This is a genomic window from Dyella lipolytica (genome assembly GCF_030160075.1).
Classification (GTDB): domain Bacteria; phylum Pseudomonadota; class Gammaproteobacteria; order Xanthomonadales; family Rhodanobacteraceae; genus Dyella_B; species Dyella_B lipolytica.
Map to the genome: position 1 here is coordinate 855750 of NZ_BSNQ01000009.1, position 16223 is coordinate 871972.

Annotated in this window: 18 protein-coding genes and 1 other RNA gene; 8 read left to right on the forward strand and 11 right to left on the reverse strand. The window is 62.4% G+C overall.

Translation table 11 applies throughout. The features are described from left to right. The first annotated feature begins 68 nt into the window (after window positions 1-68). Both aceB and aceA read left to right on the forward strand, forming a co-directional pair. Window positions 69-1664, forward strand: coding sequence for a malate synthase A (gene aceB / locus QQL64_RS16950; RefSeq protein WP_284401754.1), 1596 nt, complete (start codon window positions 69-71; stop codon window positions 1662-1664). 35 nt (window positions 1665-1699) lie between these two features. Next, a complete protein-coding gene (aceA, locus tag QQL64_RS16955) occupies window positions 1700-2995 on the forward strand; it encodes an isocitrate lyase (protein ID WP_284401757.1) in 1296 nt (431 codons plus the stop codon). A 70-nt stretch (window positions 2996-3065) separates the two neighbouring features. Here aceA and QQL64_RS16960 read toward each other — a convergent pair. The 3 genes from QQL64_RS16960 to QQL64_RS16970 all read right to left on the reverse strand — a co-directional run bounded on the left by QQL64_RS16960 (window position 3066) and on the right by QQL64_RS16970 (window position 5119). Then, window positions 3066-3142, reverse strand: a non-coding RNA gene (locus tag QQL64_RS16960) — sX9 sRNA. A 61-nt stretch (window positions 3143-3203) separates the two neighbouring features. Continuing rightward, complete coding sequence (locus QQL64_RS16965; protein ID WP_284401758.1) at window positions 3204-4718, reverse strand: YifB family Mg chelatase-like AAA ATPase; 1515 nt, start codon at window positions 4716-4718, stop codon at window positions 3204-3206. Between the two features lie 143 nt (window positions 4719-4861). Then, window positions 4862-5119 (reverse strand): accessory factor UbiK family protein, encoded by a 258-nt coding sequence (locus tag QQL64_RS16970; RefSeq protein WP_284401761.1) that lies wholly within the window; start codon window positions 5117-5119, stop codon window positions 4862-4864. A gap of 183 nt (window positions 5120-5302) precedes the next feature. Here QQL64_RS16970 and glnK point away from each other — a divergent pair, with 183 nt between their 5' ends. Continuing rightward, on the forward strand, window positions 5303-5641 hold the full coding sequence (gene glnK, locus QQL64_RS16975) for a P-II family nitrogen regulator (protein WP_284401762.1): 339 nt from the start codon (window positions 5303-5305) through the stop codon (window positions 5639-5641). Here the strand turns inward: glnK and QQL64_RS16980 are convergent, their stop codons facing one another. Both QQL64_RS16980 and gpmA read right to left on the reverse strand, forming a co-directional pair. Then, complete coding sequence (locus QQL64_RS16980) at window positions 5642-6178, reverse strand: CcdC protein domain-containing protein (RefSeq protein WP_284401763.1); 537 nt, start codon at window positions 6176-6178, stop codon at window positions 5642-5644. A 93-nt stretch (window positions 6179-6271) separates the two neighbouring features. Further along, window positions 6272-7015, reverse strand: coding sequence for a 2,3-diphosphoglycerate-dependent phosphoglycerate mutase (gene gpmA / locus QQL64_RS16985; RefSeq protein ID WP_284401765.1), 744 nt, complete (start codon window positions 7013-7015; stop codon window positions 6272-6274). A 145-nt stretch (window positions 7016-7160) separates the two neighbouring features. On the opposite strand from gpmA, the gene QQL64_RS16990 reads away from it, so the two are divergent. Continuing rightward, window positions 7161-7808: a DUF4097 family beta strand repeat-containing protein gene (locus QQL64_RS16990; RefSeq protein ID WP_284401767.1), complete on the forward strand. Its 648-nt coding sequence runs from the start codon at window positions 7161-7163 to the stop codon at window positions 7806-7808. 67 nt (window positions 7809-7875) lie between these two features. On the opposite strand, the gene hemF is transcribed toward QQL64_RS16990, so the two are convergent. Further along, window positions 7876-8781, reverse strand: a complete 906-nt coding sequence (gene hemF, locus QQL64_RS16995) for an oxygen-dependent coproporphyrinogen oxidase (protein ID WP_284401769.1) — start codon at window positions 8779-8781, stop codon at window positions 7876-7878. A 153-nt stretch (window positions 8782-8934) separates the two neighbouring features. On the opposite strand from hemF, the gene QQL64_RS17000 reads away from it, so the two are divergent. The 3 genes from QQL64_RS17000 to QQL64_RS17010 are packed head-to-tail and all read left to right on the forward strand — an operon-like array spanning window position 8935 to window position 11698. Continuing rightward, window positions 8935-10149 (forward strand): beta-ketoacyl-[acyl-carrier-protein] synthase family protein, encoded by a 1215-nt coding sequence (locus tag QQL64_RS17000; protein ID WP_284401770.1) that lies wholly within the window; start codon window positions 8935-8937, stop codon window positions 10147-10149. Then, complete coding sequence (locus tag QQL64_RS17005; protein WP_284401772.1) at window positions 10146-10937, forward strand: beta-ketoacyl synthase chain length factor; 792 nt, start codon at window positions 10146-10148, stop codon at window positions 10935-10937. The genes QQL64_RS17000 and QQL64_RS17005 overlap by 4 nt, the downstream gene beginning before the upstream one ends. Then, window positions 10934-11698 carry a glycosyltransferase family 2 protein gene (locus QQL64_RS17010; protein ID WP_284401774.1) on the forward strand — a complete coding sequence of 255 codons (765 nt, stop codon included), beginning with the start codon at window positions 10934-10936 and terminating at the stop codon, window positions 11696-11698. The genes QQL64_RS17005 and QQL64_RS17010 overlap by 4 nt, the downstream gene beginning before the upstream one ends. 4 nt (window positions 11699-11702) lie before the next feature. Here the strand turns inward: QQL64_RS17010 and QQL64_RS17015 are convergent, their stop codons facing one another. From QQL64_RS17015 to QQL64_RS17030, 4 genes are all read right to left on the reverse strand, one after another. Continuing rightward, entirely contained in the window at window positions 11703-12137 is a 435-nt protein-coding gene (locus QQL64_RS17015; RefSeq protein WP_284401776.1) for a hotdog family protein, read from the reverse strand. Between the two features lie 2 nt (window positions 12138-12139). Then, window positions 12140-13087, reverse strand: a complete 948-nt coding sequence (locus tag QQL64_RS17020) for a lysophospholipid acyltransferase family protein (protein WP_284401778.1) — start codon at window positions 13085-13087, stop codon at window positions 12140-12142. Continuing rightward, the gene (locus tag QQL64_RS17025) at window positions 13084-13398 is read right to left on the reverse strand and encodes an ApeI family dehydratase (RefSeq protein WP_284401780.1); all 315 of its coding nucleotides are present in this window, start codon (window positions 13396-13398) and stop codon (window positions 13084-13086) included. Before QQL64_RS17025 ends, QQL64_RS17020 begins: the two co-directional genes overlap by 4 nt. A gap of 68 nt (window positions 13399-13466) precedes the next feature. Next, complete coding sequence (locus tag QQL64_RS17030; RefSeq protein ID WP_284401781.1) at window positions 13467-13736, reverse strand: phosphopantetheine-binding protein; 270 nt, start codon at window positions 13734-13736, stop codon at window positions 13467-13469. Window positions 13737-13827: 91 nt separating this feature from the next. Between QQL64_RS17030 and QQL64_RS17035 the strand changes: the two genes are divergently transcribed. Next, window positions 13828-14817, forward strand: a complete 990-nt coding sequence (locus tag QQL64_RS17035) for a chorismate transformation FkbO/Hyg5 family protein (protein WP_284401782.1) — start codon at window positions 13828-13830, stop codon at window positions 14815-14817. Between the two features lie 11 nt (window positions 14818-14828). On the opposite strand, the gene glmU is transcribed toward QQL64_RS17035, so the two are convergent. Next, window positions 14829-16199, reverse strand: coding sequence for a bifunctional UDP-N-acetylglucosamine diphosphorylase/glucosamine-1-phosphate N-acetyltransferase GlmU (gene glmU / locus QQL64_RS17040; RefSeq protein WP_284401784.1), 1371 nt, complete (start codon window positions 16197-16199; stop codon window positions 14829-14831). Window positions 16200-16223: the final 24 nt, after the last annotated feature.

Sequence of the window (16223 nt, forward strand, 5' to 3'; positions counted from 1 at the left end):
AAACATTTGTTTTGTCAAATGCATAACTGATCACTAGCTTTTTCACCGTACCCCTGGTGGAGAAGCACATGGCAGTTCCCAGCGAAAAGTTCGTGAGCAGGCCGGCCGAGATCCATGCGGCCATCGCCGGTTACGAGGACATCCTTACCCCGGATGCCCTGGCCTTCCTGGCCCGGCTGCACCGGTTTGCGGAGCCACGGCGTCAGCTACTGCTGCATGCTCGGCGTCAGCGCCAGGCGCGTTATGACGCGGGCGCTTTGCCGGATTTCCGCCCCGATACGAAGGCGATCCGCGAGTCCGACTGGACGGTGGCACCCATCCCGGCCGCCTTGCAGGACCGCCGCGTGGAGATCACCGGCCCGGTCGAGCGCAAGATGATCATCAACGCGCTCAATTCCGGCGCGAAGGTGTTCATGGCCGACTTCGAGGATTCGTCCGCGCCGAGCTTCGCTAACCAACTCGACGGCCAGCTCAACCTGCGCGATGCCGTGAGCGGCACGCTGACGTATCGCTCGCCCGAGGGTAAGGACTATCGCGTCGGCGCGAACCCCGCTGTGCTGGTCGTACGCCCACGCGGCTGGCATCTGCCGGAACGCCACGTGTCGGTGGACGGCGAGACGATGGCCGGCGCCCTAGTCGACTTCGGCCTGTTCGCTTTCCACAACGCCCGCGCGCTGCATGCCCGCGACCTCGGTCCGTATTTCTATCTGCCCAAACTCGAGGCCATGGAAGAAGCCGCGTTGTGGGACGAGACGATGGCGCTAGCCGAGGACGAACTCGATCTGCCGCACGGCACGATGAAGGCCACCGTGCTGATCGAGACGCTGCCGGCAGTGTTCCAGATGCACGAGATCCTGCACGCACTGCGCGATCGTGCCGTGGGCCTCAACTGCGGCCGCTGGGATTACATCTTTTCCTATCTCAAGACGATGCGCCGCCATCGCGATCGCCTGCTGCCCGAACGCGGCCAGGTGGTGATGACGGTGCCGTTCCTGAAAGCGTATTCGGAACTGCTGATCCAGACCTGCCACCGCCGCGGCGCTTTCGCCATGGGCGGCATGGCGGCGCAAATTCCGATCAAGGGCGATGACGACGCAAACGAAACGGCGATGGCGAAAGTCCGCGCCGACAAGTTGCGCGAAGTGCAGGCAGGTCACGATGGCACCTGGGTGGCGCACCCCGCGTTGGTTCCGGTGGCGAAGGATATTTTCGATCGTCACATGCCGGCGCCGAATCAGCTACACGTCAAACGCGATGACGTAAAGGCGGATCGCAATACCTTGATCGCACCGTGCGGCGGAACCATCAGCCGCGCCGGTTTCGACAACAACGTGGAAGTGGCGCTGCGCTACACCGCAGCATGGCTGGAAGGTCTGGGTTGCGTGCCGATCCATCACCTCATGGAGGACGCGGCGACCGCGGAAATCGCACGCGCGCAGTTATGGCAATGGCTGCATCACGGCAGCCTGGAATTCCCCGATCACGCGCCGATCGACTTCGCACTGTTCGATCACGCGCTCGCCACGCATACGCATCGTCTACGCGAAAGCAGCCTGCCAGGCGCAAGCCGCGCCAAAGATGCCGCACATCTGCTGGCGACGTTGACCCATGCCGATCAGCTCGGCGACTTCCTCACCCTGCCCGCTTACGAACAGCTTGTCTGATCGCGCGCATCCAGAGCATTCACGGAGTACACGACATGAAAAACACCCTGCCTACTGCCGAACAGATTTCGCTGGACTGGAAGAACAACACCCGCTGGGCTGGTATCGAGCGCAATTACAGCGCTGAGGACGTGGTGCGTTTGCGCGGCACAGTGGGCGTGGAACACTCGCTCGCCCGCCGCGGCGCGGAGCGCTTGTGGAAATCGCTGCACAAAGAAGATTTCGTCAACGCACTTGGCGCACTTACCGGTAACCAGGCCATGCAGCAGGTGAAAGCCGGCTTGCAGGCGATCTATCTCAGTGGCTGGCAGGTGGCCGCCGATGCAAACGTGGCGGGTGAGATGTATCCCGATCAGTCGTTGTATCCGGCCAACTCGGTACCGCTGGTGGTGAAGCGCATCAACAACACGCTATTGCGCACCGATCAGCTGCATCACGCCGAAGGCAAGGACGACACCGACTGGATGGTGCCAATTGTGGCCGATGCCGAGGCCGGTTTCGGCGGCGTGCTCAACGCCTTCGAACTGATGAAGGCGATGATCGAGGCGGGCGCGGCTGGCGTGCATTTTGAAGATCAGCTGGCCTCGGTGAAAAAGTGCGGTCATATGGGCGGCAAGGTGCTGGTGCCGACGCGCGAAGCAGTGGACAAATTGAATGCGGCGCGTCTCGCCGCGGACGTGCTTGGCGTACCGACCTTGCTGGTGGCGCGCACCGATGCGGATGCAGCCGACCTGCTCACCTCCGATATCGACGATAACGATCGGCCATTCACGACCGGCGAACGCACGATGGAAGGTTTCTATCGCGTGCGCGCCGGCCTCGATCAGGCCATCAGCCGTGGCCTTGCGTACGCGCCGTATGCCGATCTGGTCTGGTGCGAGACCAGCAAGCCCAATCTGGAAGAAGCACGCAAATTCGCCGAGGCGATTCATGCGAAGTTCCCAGGCAAACTGCTGGCCTACAACTGCTCGCCGAGCTTCAACTGGAAGAAGAATCTGGACGACGCCACCATCGCGAAGTTCCAGCAGGAACTCGGTGCGATGGGCTACAAGTTCCAGTTCATTACGCTGGCGGGGTTCCACAGCCTCAACTACGGCATGTTCGATCTGGCACATGGTTATGCGCGGCGCCAGATGAGTGCGTTCGTCGAGCTGCAGGAAAAAGAATTCGCGGCAGCCGAGCGTGGCTTCACTGCAGTGAAGCATCAGCGCGAAGTGGGCACGGGTTACTTTGATGCAGTGACGCAAGCCATTCAGCAGGGCCAATCCTCGACCACGGCGTTGAAGGGCTCGACCGAAGAAGCTCAGTTTCACCGTGCTTCGGCCGCCTGAGTTCGCGCGACTGACCCACGCCTCCCTCTACTTGCAGAGGGAGGCGTTACGTTGATGCGCAACTTAGAGCCGCTAACAAAACGTAGCGAGCGGCCGCGGGGTGGGTGCGGGCGGCGCGCAGGAACCGGAGTGTACTGGGTCGTACATGAGGATTCCGAGCACCGACCGCGCCCACCCCGCGGCCGCGCAGTAGTTTTGTTAGCGGCTCTTAGTCGGACAAGAGGGACAGGCGTCGGTATTGCAGGGCTTCGGCCAGATGGGTGCGATCGAGTGCTGCGGCACCGTTGTCTATATCGGCAATCGTGCGCGCGACGCGCAAGGTTCGATGGTAAGCGCGTGCGGATAACCCCAGTCGCTCCAGCGCGCCATCGAACCAGCGCCGTTCGGCAGAACCGAGAGCGCAATCGCGTTCCAGTTCGCGAGTACTGATCTCGGCGTTCGGCCGGCCGGCACGCGCAAGCGCATGCTGGCGTGCGCGAATCACCCGCGCGCGAACCGTGGCAGAGTCTTCGTCCTGCGAGGTGCGTGGCGCGCCCAGTTCGGTCAACGGCAGACCCGGCACTTCGACGCATAGATCGATGCGGTCGAGCATCGGACCGGAAATGCGCGAGCGGTAGCGCTGCACCTGATCTGGCGTGCAGCGGCAACGCGGGCGCGCGTCGCCGGCATAACCGCAAGGACAGGGATTCATGGCCGCCACTAGTTGAAACTGAGCGGGGAAGCTCAACTGACGCGCTGCACGCGAAATAAGAATGGTGCCGGACTCCATCGGCTCGCGCAGCACTTCCAACACATGCCGGCTGAACTCCGGAAATTCGTCCAGAAACAGCACGCCGTTATGGGCCAGCGAAATCTCACCGGGCCTAGGTTGCGACCCACCGCCCACCAAGGCAACGGCCGACGCAGTGTGGTGGGGCGCGCGAAAGGTGCGGCGACGCCAGTGCGCGGGATCGACGGTTAGGCCGGCCACCGACATCACGGCGCAGGTTTCCAGCGCCTCCGATTCGGTCATCGGCGGCAGGATGCCCGGCAGGCGTTCGGCCAGCATGGTTTTGCCGGTGCCGGGCGGCCCCATCAGCAGCAAGTGGTGGCCGCCGACTGCCGCAATCTCCAGCGCTCGGCGCGCTTGCAGCTGACCGCGTACATCGATGAGATCCGGACCCGCATCGTCGTTGCTCAGCACGAGCGACGATGTCGGCGGCATCAACTCCTGCGCACCGCGTAGCCAGCTGCAGACATCGGTGAGCGTATCGGCCACGCGCACATCGACTTCGGAAATCAGCGCCGCTTCCTCAGCGTTGGCGCGCGGCACCACCACGCGACGTCCGCGCGCCCGTGCGCGAAGCAGCGCGGGCAATACGCCAGATACCGGCCGCAGCTGGCCGGAAAGCGCCAGTTCGCCCAGGAATTCGCAATCGTCGAGCTTTTCACGCGGAACCTGATGTCCCGCGGCCAGAATGCCCAGTGCGATAGCCAGATCGAAGCGGCCGCCGTCCTTGGGCAACTCGGCCGGCGCCAGATTCACGGTAACTTTGCGGTTGGGGTATTCGAAGGCGGCGTTTTGGATGGCCACACGTACACGGTCGCGTGCCTCGCGCACGGCCGCTTCGGGTAAACCGACAATATTGGTGCTAGGCAGACCACCAGAGAGATGCACTTCCACCATCACCTGCGGTGCGGAGACCCCCTCCTGGGCACGGCTTAGCGTGACGGCCAGGCTCATGGGGCACGGTGACGGCTAACGGCAGCGGAGTCGCTGATTGATCGGTCCATCGAGCGACTCCATCCATCGAGGTGCGGAGAAAAATGGCCGCCCCCGACTCCTTGGGGTGATGGTGACGAATCGGGGGCGGCTACCGGAACTGGCTATGCACCGCGAGGTGACACGCCGGCTTCCAGCTCCGCCACGCGCCGCTCGAGTTCCTCGACCCGAGCGCGCGTACGCGCCAATACCTGGGTCTGAACGTCGAATTCCTCTCGGGTAACCAGCTCGAGATGGCGCAATCCCTGCGCCAGGATATCGCGAAAATTGGCGCGCAGATCCTTGTGCGCGTCTGCCAGCCCTGGCGGTACCAACGACACAAGTCGTGTGGCAATTTGATCGATATCCTGCCTGCCCGTCATGGTAGGCACCTCGAACTCGTCGGAGATGAGTCTAGGGAGAAGTTCAAACACGGCGCCATCGGCTTGCTCCATCAAAGTTTGTAGGCATTTTCCTACATTGCGGGACAGCCTGCCTTCGGAAAGGCAGAATGTATGCTTCGCAACGCGTGATCCGGCCAACCCCTGGCCCGATGAGGAAATTCCATGAAATTGGTAGTGGCAGTCATCAAGCCGTTCAAGCTGGACGATGTCCGTGAGGCGTTGGCCGAGGTCGGCGTGCAGGGCATCACCGTTACCGAGGTCAAGGGCTTCGGTCGCCAGAAAGGCCATACCGAGCTATATCGCGGCGCCGAATACGTGGTCGATTTTCTGCCCAAGATCAAGCTCGAAGTGGCGGTGCCGGATGACCAGCTGGAACGCGTAGTCGAAGCCATCACGCAGTCGGCGCGAACCGGAAAGATCGGCGACGGCAAGATCTTCGTCAGCAGCCTGGAACAGGTGGTCCGCATCCGCACCGGCGAACTGGATCACGACGCGCTCTAATCATTCCAATCCGGGGCGTTCGCGCACGATGCGCTGGTGATGAATCAGCAGCCCCGTGAAGTAGCAGATGTAGTAGCCCACGAACACGCCGAACAGGGCCAGCGTCAGCGGGCTCTGACCAAACTCGGGACCGTGCACGGGCGGCGTGGCGCCGGTCGGATCCTGCAGCTGCGGGGAAAGCATCGCGAAGCGCCAGAACAAGCGCCCCAGAAACAATACCGTGACCAACCCGCCGATATACGCATTGGGTACGTAGCAGTCGCCCTTCACCGGATCGAGCTGAAAGCGACTGAGGCGCAAGCCCAGCAGCCCTAATCCTGCTCCAGCAATCAGACCGCCGCCCAGCCCTGTCAAAAGGCGCATATCGTGCATGCTGGCAAAGGCGATGACGCCACCCAGCACGGCAAAAATGGCGATACGGGCGATCATTTTGTTTCGCCGGATCGGCTGCGGCCCGAACTGGCTGCGCACGCGCCGCCATACGGCGAAAGCCAATACCGGAATCAGGACCAGCGGCATGGTGAAATGGGGGGCCATCGCTTTATCCCTGTGCGTTGAGGAAGTGCGGGCAGCCTAGCAAGCGGACGCATGGCAGGCGACTGACGTCTGTCATGCCTTGCACCGCACGGTTTATTTGGCCTTGCCCTGGTTTGCCACAGCGGCCATCTTCGCAGCGATGGCATCCGCATCGCCCAGGTAATAGTGCCGCAGCGGCTTGAGCTTATCGTCGAATTCGTACACGAGCGGCACGCCATTGGGGATGTTCAAGTCGACGATCGCTTCGTCGGATATGCCGTCGAGATACTTCACCAGCGCACGAATCGAATTTCCGTGGGCCACCAGCAGTACGCGTTGGCCGGCACGAATCGCCGGCGCGAGGACATCGTCCCAGTACGGAATCACGCGCTCGACGGTGTCTTTCAGACACTCGGTGTCGGGGATCAAACGTGGATCGAGCGTCGCATAGCGCGGATCGCGCAGCGCCGGGTTCGCACTGCGCTCCAGCGGCGGCGGCGGAATGTCATAACTGCGGCGCCAGACCTTCACTTGGTCCTCGCCGTATTTCGCGGCGGTCTCGGCCTTGTTAAGACCGGTCAGGCCGCCGTAGTGACGCTCGTTGAGGCGCCACTCGGTCAGCACCGGGATCCACATCAGGTCCATCGCGTCCTGCACGTGCCACAGCGTGCGCACGGCGCGCTTGAGCACCGAGGTGTGCGCCACGTCGAAGTGGTAGCCGGCCTGAACCAGCAAGTGGCCCGACTCGCGTGCTTCGGCAGCACCTTGTTCGGTAATGTCGACGTCGGCCCAGCCGCTGAAACGGTTTTCGAGGTTCCACTGGGATTGGCCGTGGCGGATCAGGACGAGTTTGTGCATGACGTGAGGTTCGCGATCGAAGCAAAGCAAGAATGGTGAGGCCCGCTCGCGCACCCGTCAAATCCCGCCCTGCCGAAGGTCACGCTAAACCGATAACGCCGCTGGCGCATCCAACCCCTAAATTCACACCCGAATGGAGTCCGCCATGCGCCGCACCCTGCTTGTTCTCGCTCTGCTTGCCCCCGTTGCCGTATCCGCCCAGGACCTCGACAAGGTCAACGGCTCCATTGACGTCGCCCCCGGCCAGCACGCCGGCAACGTGAGCACGGTCAACGGCTCGGTGCATATCGGCGACAGCGCTGTCGTGGACAAAGCCGGCACCGTGAACGGTGCGCTGCAACTGGACGACAAAGCGCAGGCCACCAGCGTGGAAACCGTCAACGGCGGCATCAAGTTGGGTGAAAACACCGTGGTTAGCAGCACGGTGGATGCCGTCAATGGCGCCATTCGGCTCGACCAGGGCGCGACTGTGCGCGGTCGCGTTTCCAACGTCAACGGCGCGATCGTGCTGGATCAGGCGCACATCGGTGGCGGCATCGGCACGGTTTCCGGCGATATCACCGTCGGCGCCGGTTCCCATGTCGAAGGTGGCATTTTGGTCGACCAGCCAAACGGCGGGCACAGTTGGAACGGACAGCGCCCGCCGCGCATCGTTATCGGGCCGCACGCTGTCGTGCAAGGCACGCTGGAATTCCGCCGCGACGTGGTGCTGCAAGTCAGCGACAGCGCGCAGATCGGACCGGTGAAGGGTGCGACGCCGGTGAAATTCAGCGGCGACACACCGAACGGCTAAGCGCAACCAAGAACGAGTAGCGGTGTACTGCCAGGCACACTGGCACATCCGCTACTCGTTTATCGCTTTAGACCCAGTCGCGCGGCTTGAGGTAGTCGCTCAGTCGCGCCTCCGCCGAGTCGGGCTCCGGCTGGTAGGCGTATTCGAAACGCACACGCGGCGGAAGGCTCATCAGGATCGACTCTGTACGGCCACCCGACTGCAATCCGAACAGCGTGCCGCGGTCATAGACGAGATTGAATTCCACATAGCGGCCGCGCCGGTACAGCTGGAATTCGCGCTCGCGTTCGCCGTGTGGCACGGCCTTGCGGCGCTCGACGATTGGCAAGTACGCGTCGAGAAATCCCTGCCCCACCGCCTGCGTAAAGGCGAAGCAGCGCTCGAAGCCGCCCTCGTTGAGATCGTCGTAGAACAGGCCTCCCACGCCGCGCGTTTCGCTGCGATGCTTGAGATAGAAATACTCATCGCACCACTGCTTATAACGTGAATAGACGTCCGCGCCGTAAGGCGCGCAGAGATCGCGCGCGACAGAATGCCAATGCCGTACGTCTTCGTCGAAGGGATAAAACGGCGTGAGATCGAAGCCGCCGCCGAACCACCACACGGGTTCCACACCGGGCTTGCTGGCCTCGAAATAGCGGACGTTGGCATGCGTGGTGGGCACGTAAGGGTTGCGTGGGTGCAGCACCAACGACACGCCGGTCGCGACGAAACTGCCGCCCGCCAATTCCGGCCGATGCGCCGTGGCGCTGGGAGGCAGTTTGTCGCCATGCACGCGCGAGAAATTCACGCCCGCCTGTTCGAATACCGCACCCTCGCGCAGTACACGCGTACGCCCACCACCGCCCGCGGCGCGCGTCCAGGCATCTTCGACAAACGTCGCTTCGCCATCGACCTGTTCGACGGCATGGCAGATGCGATCCTGCAACGCGCGTAGAAAGTGTTCGGCTCGTTCAACTTGCTCGCTACTCATCGTCCTGTCCGTCAGCCGAATGCATGTCGGAAGCTTAGCAAGGCGGCGGCCGTACGAAGATGCGGTAGAGCGTCACGCGCCAGCGTGAACGGTAGCTACCGAGGCCTTGCGCACCATCTAGGCAAGCTCCAGAGCGGTCGCTAGGCTCATCGCATGCGCGCTTCGATCCTCCCTCTCGCGGTTACGGCATACACCGCCACCTCCGCACTGGGCCTCGGCCTAGACGCTCATCTTGACGCACTCAAACAGCAGCGAAGCGGGCTCCGCAGCAACGATTTCGGCGACAACCCGCTAGCATGCTGGATCGGCCGCGTATCCGGTCTCGAAACTACGACGCTGCCCGCCGAATACGCGCAGTGGGATTGCCGCAATAACCGCCTCGCCTGGCTGGGTCTTAACCAGGACGACTTTCTGGCACGGGTTCATACAGCGCGGCAACGTTACGGGGCGACCCGCATCGCGCTGCTGCTCGGCACGTCCACCGCCAGCATCAGGGCCACCGAGGAGGGTTACCGGCGTCTTGAGAACGATAGTCAGCTGCCCGCCGACCTCCGTCGCCAGGCGATCCATACCCCGCACTCGCTGACAGCTTTCGTGGCGGCCGCGCTGGATATTGGCGGCCCTTGCCTGACTATCTCCACCGCCTGCTCATCCAGCGCCAAGGTATTTGCAGGTGCGGAGCGACTTATCCGCCTTGGCATCGTCGATGCCGCTGTCGTGGGGGGCGTCGATTCGCTGTGCGACAGCGTGCTGTACGGCTTCAACGCGCTGGAGTTGGTATCGCCCGAACCGTGTCGTCCCTTCGATGCGGGCCGCCGCGGCATATCCATTGGCGAAGCCGCGGGTTTCGCCTTGCTTGAACGCGTCGATGCAGACACCGAAACGCACTTGCGACTGCTCGGCTGCGGCGAATCCAGCGATGCACATCACATGTCTACGCCCGACCCCGAAGGTATCGGCGCCGAACTGGCACTGCGCGATGTACTCGACCGCGCGGGCATCGATGTCTCGCAGGTCGACTACATCAATTTGCACGGCACGGCCAGCCAGAAAAACGATGCGATGGAAGCCACTCTGGTCGCACGCCTGTTTCCAGCCAGTACACGAGTGAGCTCCACAAAAGGACTCACCGGCCACACCTTGGGTGCAGCAGGCATTGTCGAAGCGGCGATCACCTTGCTGGCTTTGCATGAAGGTTTCGTACCAGGCAATGCGGGTGCGGTGACACCCGACCCTGCTTGTACCGCGCATTTCGCCTGGCAGAACGAATTCCGCCCCATGCAGATCGCGCTCAGCCATTCGTTCGGTTTCGGCGGTAGCAATGCCTGCCTGGCTTTCGCACGCGCATCCACGGGTAGCGACGTATGAGCGCGTTGCGTGTCCAGGTGGAAGGCGTTGGCGTGTGGTCGCCGTCGTTGACCGACTTCGAGGCACTTCGCCGTCTGCTGGCCGGCGAAGCTCTTTCCGAGCCTGCTACGCGCCCCAACGCTGCGGCCTTGTCGCTCAACGAACGTCGTCGCGCGCCGGAAAGCGTCCTCGTCGCCATCGAGGTTGCTTCACAGGCCTTGGCCATGAGCGGGCGCGTCGCCGACAACCTGGCCTGCGTGTTTGCGTCTGCCTATGGCGATCAGGCCACCACCGACTACATGTGCCGCGTACTGGCGCGCGCACCCACCGAACTTTCACCCACCCGCTTTCACAACTCAGTGCACAACGCATCGGCCGGCTACTGGACGATCGCCACCGATTGTCGCGCACCGTCTAGCGCCGTCTGCGCAGGGCACGCCAGCTTCGGAGCCGGCTTACTGGAAGCGGCCGCCCAAGCATGTGCGGACCATCGCGCCGTTCTCCTCGTGTGCAGCGACACCGTCGGCGTGGGTCCGCTAGGCGAACTCATCCAATGTCGGCTTGCCTTCGGTTGTGCGCTGATATTGTCTCCGTATACGAATGCAGGTATGCCAGGAATAGCTCTTACGCCGGTCGTGGACGCTCCCAGACACGCGTCGCTGCCTGCTGTCTGCACGACGTGGATGCGCGACAATCCTTCTGCAGCATGCCTACCGCTGCTGGCCATGCTGGTGCGTGGCGACGATGAATGCGTATTGGCCGCATCCGAGCGACTGGGGCTGCGCGTACACATGGAGACCACTGCGTGAACGATGCACCGCGCTGGTGTGTATTGATTCCCTGCCTTAACGAAGAGGCGGCGATCGCCTCGGTCGTAAGGTCGGTATTGCAGCTTGGCGCCCCGGTCATCGTGATCGATGATGGTTCGCATGACCGCACGCCGGATATCGTCAGCGCGCTGCCGGTTACGCTGCTTCGCCATTCGGAACGGCAAGGCAAGGGCGAAGCGCTGCGCACGGGTTTCCGCGAGGCCCTTCGGCAGGGCTTCGATGCTGTCGTCACCATGGACGGTGACGGACAACACTTGGCTGCGGATGTACCGCGTCTGGTCGACGCCGCCAAACGCTTTCCCGACCACATCGTCATCGGCGCACGGCTATTGCAGCGCGAACAGCAGCCGAAAGCCCGACGTCGTGCCAATGCTTTTGCCGACTGGGGGATTTCCTGGGCCTGCGCGCAACCGGTGGCCGACACGCAGAGTGGCCAGCGCTGGTATCCGCGCAGTGCGCTGGATCTGGTCGAGCTAAACGCTGAGAATTTTGTGTTCGAATCGGCAGTGTTGATTGTCGCTTCCCGCGAAAAAGGGCTGGGCATTGTTTCGGTGCCGATCGCATCGCGTTATCAGGACACGTTCCGACTCAGTCATTTCAGCCCCGTGCGTGACGTGGTGCGAATCGCGATGTACACCCTGGGACGCTTGATCCATTACGGCGGCATTCGCGCCAGTTATCGCCGCTCACGTGCCGAGCCGCAAGTGATCGACGATACGTATTCGCGACACGCGGCGTAACTCATCAGGCATCCGCGTGCATAACGGCTGCGCGGCCCGATATCAGTAGACGCCCACGCTGCTCGACCTTGAACGTGTACTGCGCACCACGTCCATCGTCAAAAAGACATTCCGCATGGACGTCCAAACGTCCATCCGAAAGATCGACATATTCGATCATCAGCTGCACATCGCGCAGACTGACCAGCCTGCCCGGCCGCACCCTGGCTTCGCCCCGCGAAGCGGCCAGCAAGGCGCCATGCACCGCCGCGGCCTGCGCACCGTATTCGGCCAGATGCACAGCATGCAGCCCGGCATCGTTGCGCAAGGGGTGCTGGGGCGATGTGTATCGTTCACCCGTTGCGTGGATCGTCGTTGCGTTCCAATCAAGCACGGTATCGAGCAAACGCATCGCGCCAGCGTGCGGTATCCATTCGGCCCAGACAGGCTGCGTGAGCATGTTCACGCCTCGCGCATGGAGTTAACTCGTGCTGGCGCAGCGGCCCGGTGATCGTCTTGTTGCCAGAAATCGTAGAAGTTGAACCAGTTGTAAGGTTCGAGACGTGCGTAATGTTCCAGCCGCTGCGCGTAATGGGACAGAACACCATCGAGCGCCTGGTTGCGCGCCTCGCGCGGAATGTCCACGCGCTCGGCAAAGCTCTCAAAGCTGAGTGCGTAGCGACGTCCACCGCGATAAACGCCGAAGCAGAGCATCACCGGCACTTGCAGCGTATGGGCGAGCAGCCATGGCCCTGTCGGGAATGGGGCCGGTTGACCTAGAAAATCGACGCGACGCAATACTTCGTGCGCACGGCCGCGATCGGCCAACAGCGCCACCATGCCGCCTGCCCGGCAGGCTTCGGCCACCGCCAGCGTGATGGCCGCGCCGCCTTGCGAGACGTCAATCACAGCCTCGCCCACGTCAGGCGCCAAGGCTTCCAGTAACTCGGTGATCGCGGGTGTTTTCTGCTTATCGAGCAACACACGCAGTGGTATTTGTGGACAGCGCGCACTGAGCGCACGCAGCACTTCGAAGCTGCCCTGATGGGAGCCGATCAGCAACACGCCTCGTCCTTGGGCGAGGTAGTGCTGAAGTGGCTCCATCCCATTTACTTCGATGTCGAAATCGCGTTCGCCGTGCGCAAGCAGATAAATGCGATCCGCCATGGTCACGGCAAAACAGTGCAGATGCTTGAGTACCTGCCAGGTAGTTGCCCGGCGGCCGAACACGCGGCTCAAGTATTCGCGCGACGCACGACGTTCAGGACCTCGGCGCAAGAAGTAGTACAGAGTGATCGGATATAGGCAAAGAAGTATGAACCCTCGACCGCAACTTAGCGCCGCACCGATCAGCAACCGTAACGAAAAACGGCCGCCACCTTCCGGTTGATCCTGCCAATGCGCCGTCATGCCGCGCCCTCGATCAGGCCGCGTGCCAGCAAGTGATTTTCGCGACGGATTTCAAAACGAATTCTGCCGGCCGCCTCATCCAACTCGAGTTCCGCCTGCTCGCCCGGAAGCAGCGGTGCCAGGAACTTTACCTCCAGCACACGCGCAAGACGCTGGTCGCGCCAGTCGCGCAGCGCCTTGGCGACGTGGTCCAGCAATACGACACCGGGTACGAGCGGATGGCCTGGAAAATGCCCAGGCAAGCAGGGGTGTTCCGGCGATACGAACAGTGCCGTGCGATAGTGGTTGTCGCTGGATTTGCACTGAATCACGTCGGCGCGCCGCTAGGACTATTGAAGCGATGATGCGGGTCTGACCTGTCACAGACCTTAACGCGCCGTCAGGCAGTTCGTTCCCGTTCGATATGCTCGGAGAGCGCGTGCAAGCTGCTGAAAATGTGCTGGTTGTCCGGATGGTCCGAACGCAGCTGCATGCCATAGCGCTTCGATACGGCCAGAGCGATTTCCAGGGCGTCAATCGAGTCCAACCCCAGATCGCCGCCGAATAGCGGCGCTTGTGGATCGATCTGCGTGGGATCGACCGTCTCGAGGTTCAGGGCGTCCACGATCAGGATGGCCAGTTCGTGTTCGGCGGTGGTCTGCGTGGCCATGCGTGTTTCGGGGCTCCGGATGCGCTGCCGGCGCGGGGCTGGAGCGGTCGGCCAGTGTAACATAGGGGTCCTGTCGTTCCTGGTTGCAAGCATGGTTCAGGCAAGCGAAAACCCGCAGGTCCGGCCGGTCCTGCCGCGCACTCCGCACGTCACCTATCGCATGGCAGACCCAAAGACTGCCTTGGCCGAGCCGGGCACGTTGGCGGTGTTCGGTTTTGGCGCCGGAGCACCCGACAGCGACGATCCGCGTTGGCTGCGTGTCGCACTGGAATGTTTCGATGCGCCCGCTCCCCTTGAGCTGTGGCAGGTCGATGGCGATGTTTCCTGCGGCCGTCACGACGCCGTGCGTTGGTCCACCGGTGGCGGCTGGCTGTTTGCCGCCATCGAACTGAACGAGCGCGACTTTGGCGGAACCGAAGCGACGGCCCGGCATGCGTATGCGGAACTGCGCCGATTCATGGGCACGCGCGAACAAAGCGTGCTGCGCATCTGGAATTACATCAGCGACATTAACCGCGGCGATGGCGATGCCGAATGCTATAAGCAGTTTTGCGATGGCCGCGCAGCGGGCCTCGGCGACTTTTTTGCAGAAGGCTTTCCTGCGGCCACGGCGATCGGGCACCACAACGGTGAACATCTTCTGCAGGTTTATCTGCTCGCCAATGGCGATCCGGGCACCGCGATCGAAAATCCACGCCAAGTCAGCGCGTGGCGCTATCCGCGCCAATACGGTCGCACCTCGCCCGGCTTTGCGCGCGCGATGCTGATGCCGGCACGGGATGCGCTGGCGATCTCCGGTACCGCGGCGGTCGTCGGCCATGCGTCCGCGCACGAGGGAGATCTCGAAGCGCAACTCAACGAGACTCTGACCAACCTCGAAGCCTTGCTTGCCACGGCGGATATGCCGGCCGGCTTCGATACGCATTCGCCGCTCAAGGCTTACGTGCGCCGTCCCGTCGATGCACCCCGTGTGCGCGAGATCCTGCAGCAACGTCTACCGGGTGTGCCGGTACTGTTGATCCATGGCGACGTATGTCGCAGTGAGCTGTTGGTGGAAATCGATGGCTGGCGTTTTGCGTAGTGCGGAAACGTTTATGGCTTTTTTTCGGGTCGCTTCCAGCCCGGCAAAAGGGCCTGCCGCGCGCGCGCTACGGTGAGCTCGCCCGCCGGTGCATCCTTCGTAATCACTGAGCCCGCGCCAATGGTCGCTCCAGCGCCGATGGTGACAGGCGCCACCAGTGCACTGTTGGAACCGATGAAGGCGCCATCCTCAATGGTGGTAACGAATTTGTTGATGCCGTCGTAATTGCAGGTGATGGTGCCCGCACCTACGTTGACGTTGCGTCCGATCACGGTATCGCCGAGGTAGCTCAAGTGATTGGCCTTGCTTCCCTCGCCGATCCGCACCTTCTTGGTTTCGACAAAATTGCCGACGTGCACACCGGCGGCCAATTCCGTACCGGGGCGCAGTCGTGCGAAGGGCCCAATGATGCACGGACCGTGCGTGACCACGCCGTCCAGATCGCAATGCGCATGCACAACAGTGCCGGCGGCGAGCTGCACGTTTTTCAAACGTGAAAAAGGGCCTATGCGTACATCTTCTCCAAGCCGCACGTCGCCTTCGAGGATCACGTCGATGTCGATCTCTACATCATGTTCCGCACTGACCGTGCCACGCACATCGACCCGGCGCGGATCGGCCACTCGCACACCATCCAGCGTCAATGCCTGGACGGCGCGCTGGCGATAGGCATCCTCGAGTTCGCTCAACTGCCATGGCGTGTTAGCACCCGCGGCTTCCATCGGGTCCTCGCATTCGATGCTTTGCGCAGCGCGATTTTCGCTCGCGGCCATCTTGAAGATATCGGTGAGGTAATACTCGCCTTGCGCATTGTTGCGATCCAGGCTGCCCGTCCAGCGCTTTAGTGTGGCGGCTTCCGCGGCCACGATGCCTGTGTTGATCAGATTGATGGCGCGTTGATTGTCGTCGGCGTCCTTCTCCTCGATCACCGCGCGCACCAGTCCGTTACCGTCGCGCATGACGCGGCCATAGCCTTGCGGATTGGCGACCCGAGTTGCCAGCATGGTCAAGCCGCCTTCGGTCTGCACCAGCCGCTGCAACGTGTCCGCACGGGTCAAGGGCACGTCGCCATAGAGCACCAATACCTGCGCGTCATCAGGCACGTTGCGTAATGCCTGGCCGACGGCATGACCGGTACCCAACTGCTCGGTCTGCAATGTCCAGCGCAGATCCGGTTGATCCTCGAACGCCGCCAGCACCTGCTCGCCGTGATATCCGTACACGACGTGGATCGCTTCCGGATGCAACGCACGCGCCGTAGCGAGCACGTGTGCCAGCAGCGGCCGACCGGCCAGGGGCATTAGCACCTTGGCTTTTTTCGATTTCATGCGCTTGCCTTCGCCAGCAGCGAGGACAATGACGTGCAGGGGTGTTTGGCTCATAACGGATCACCACATGTCGTGTCA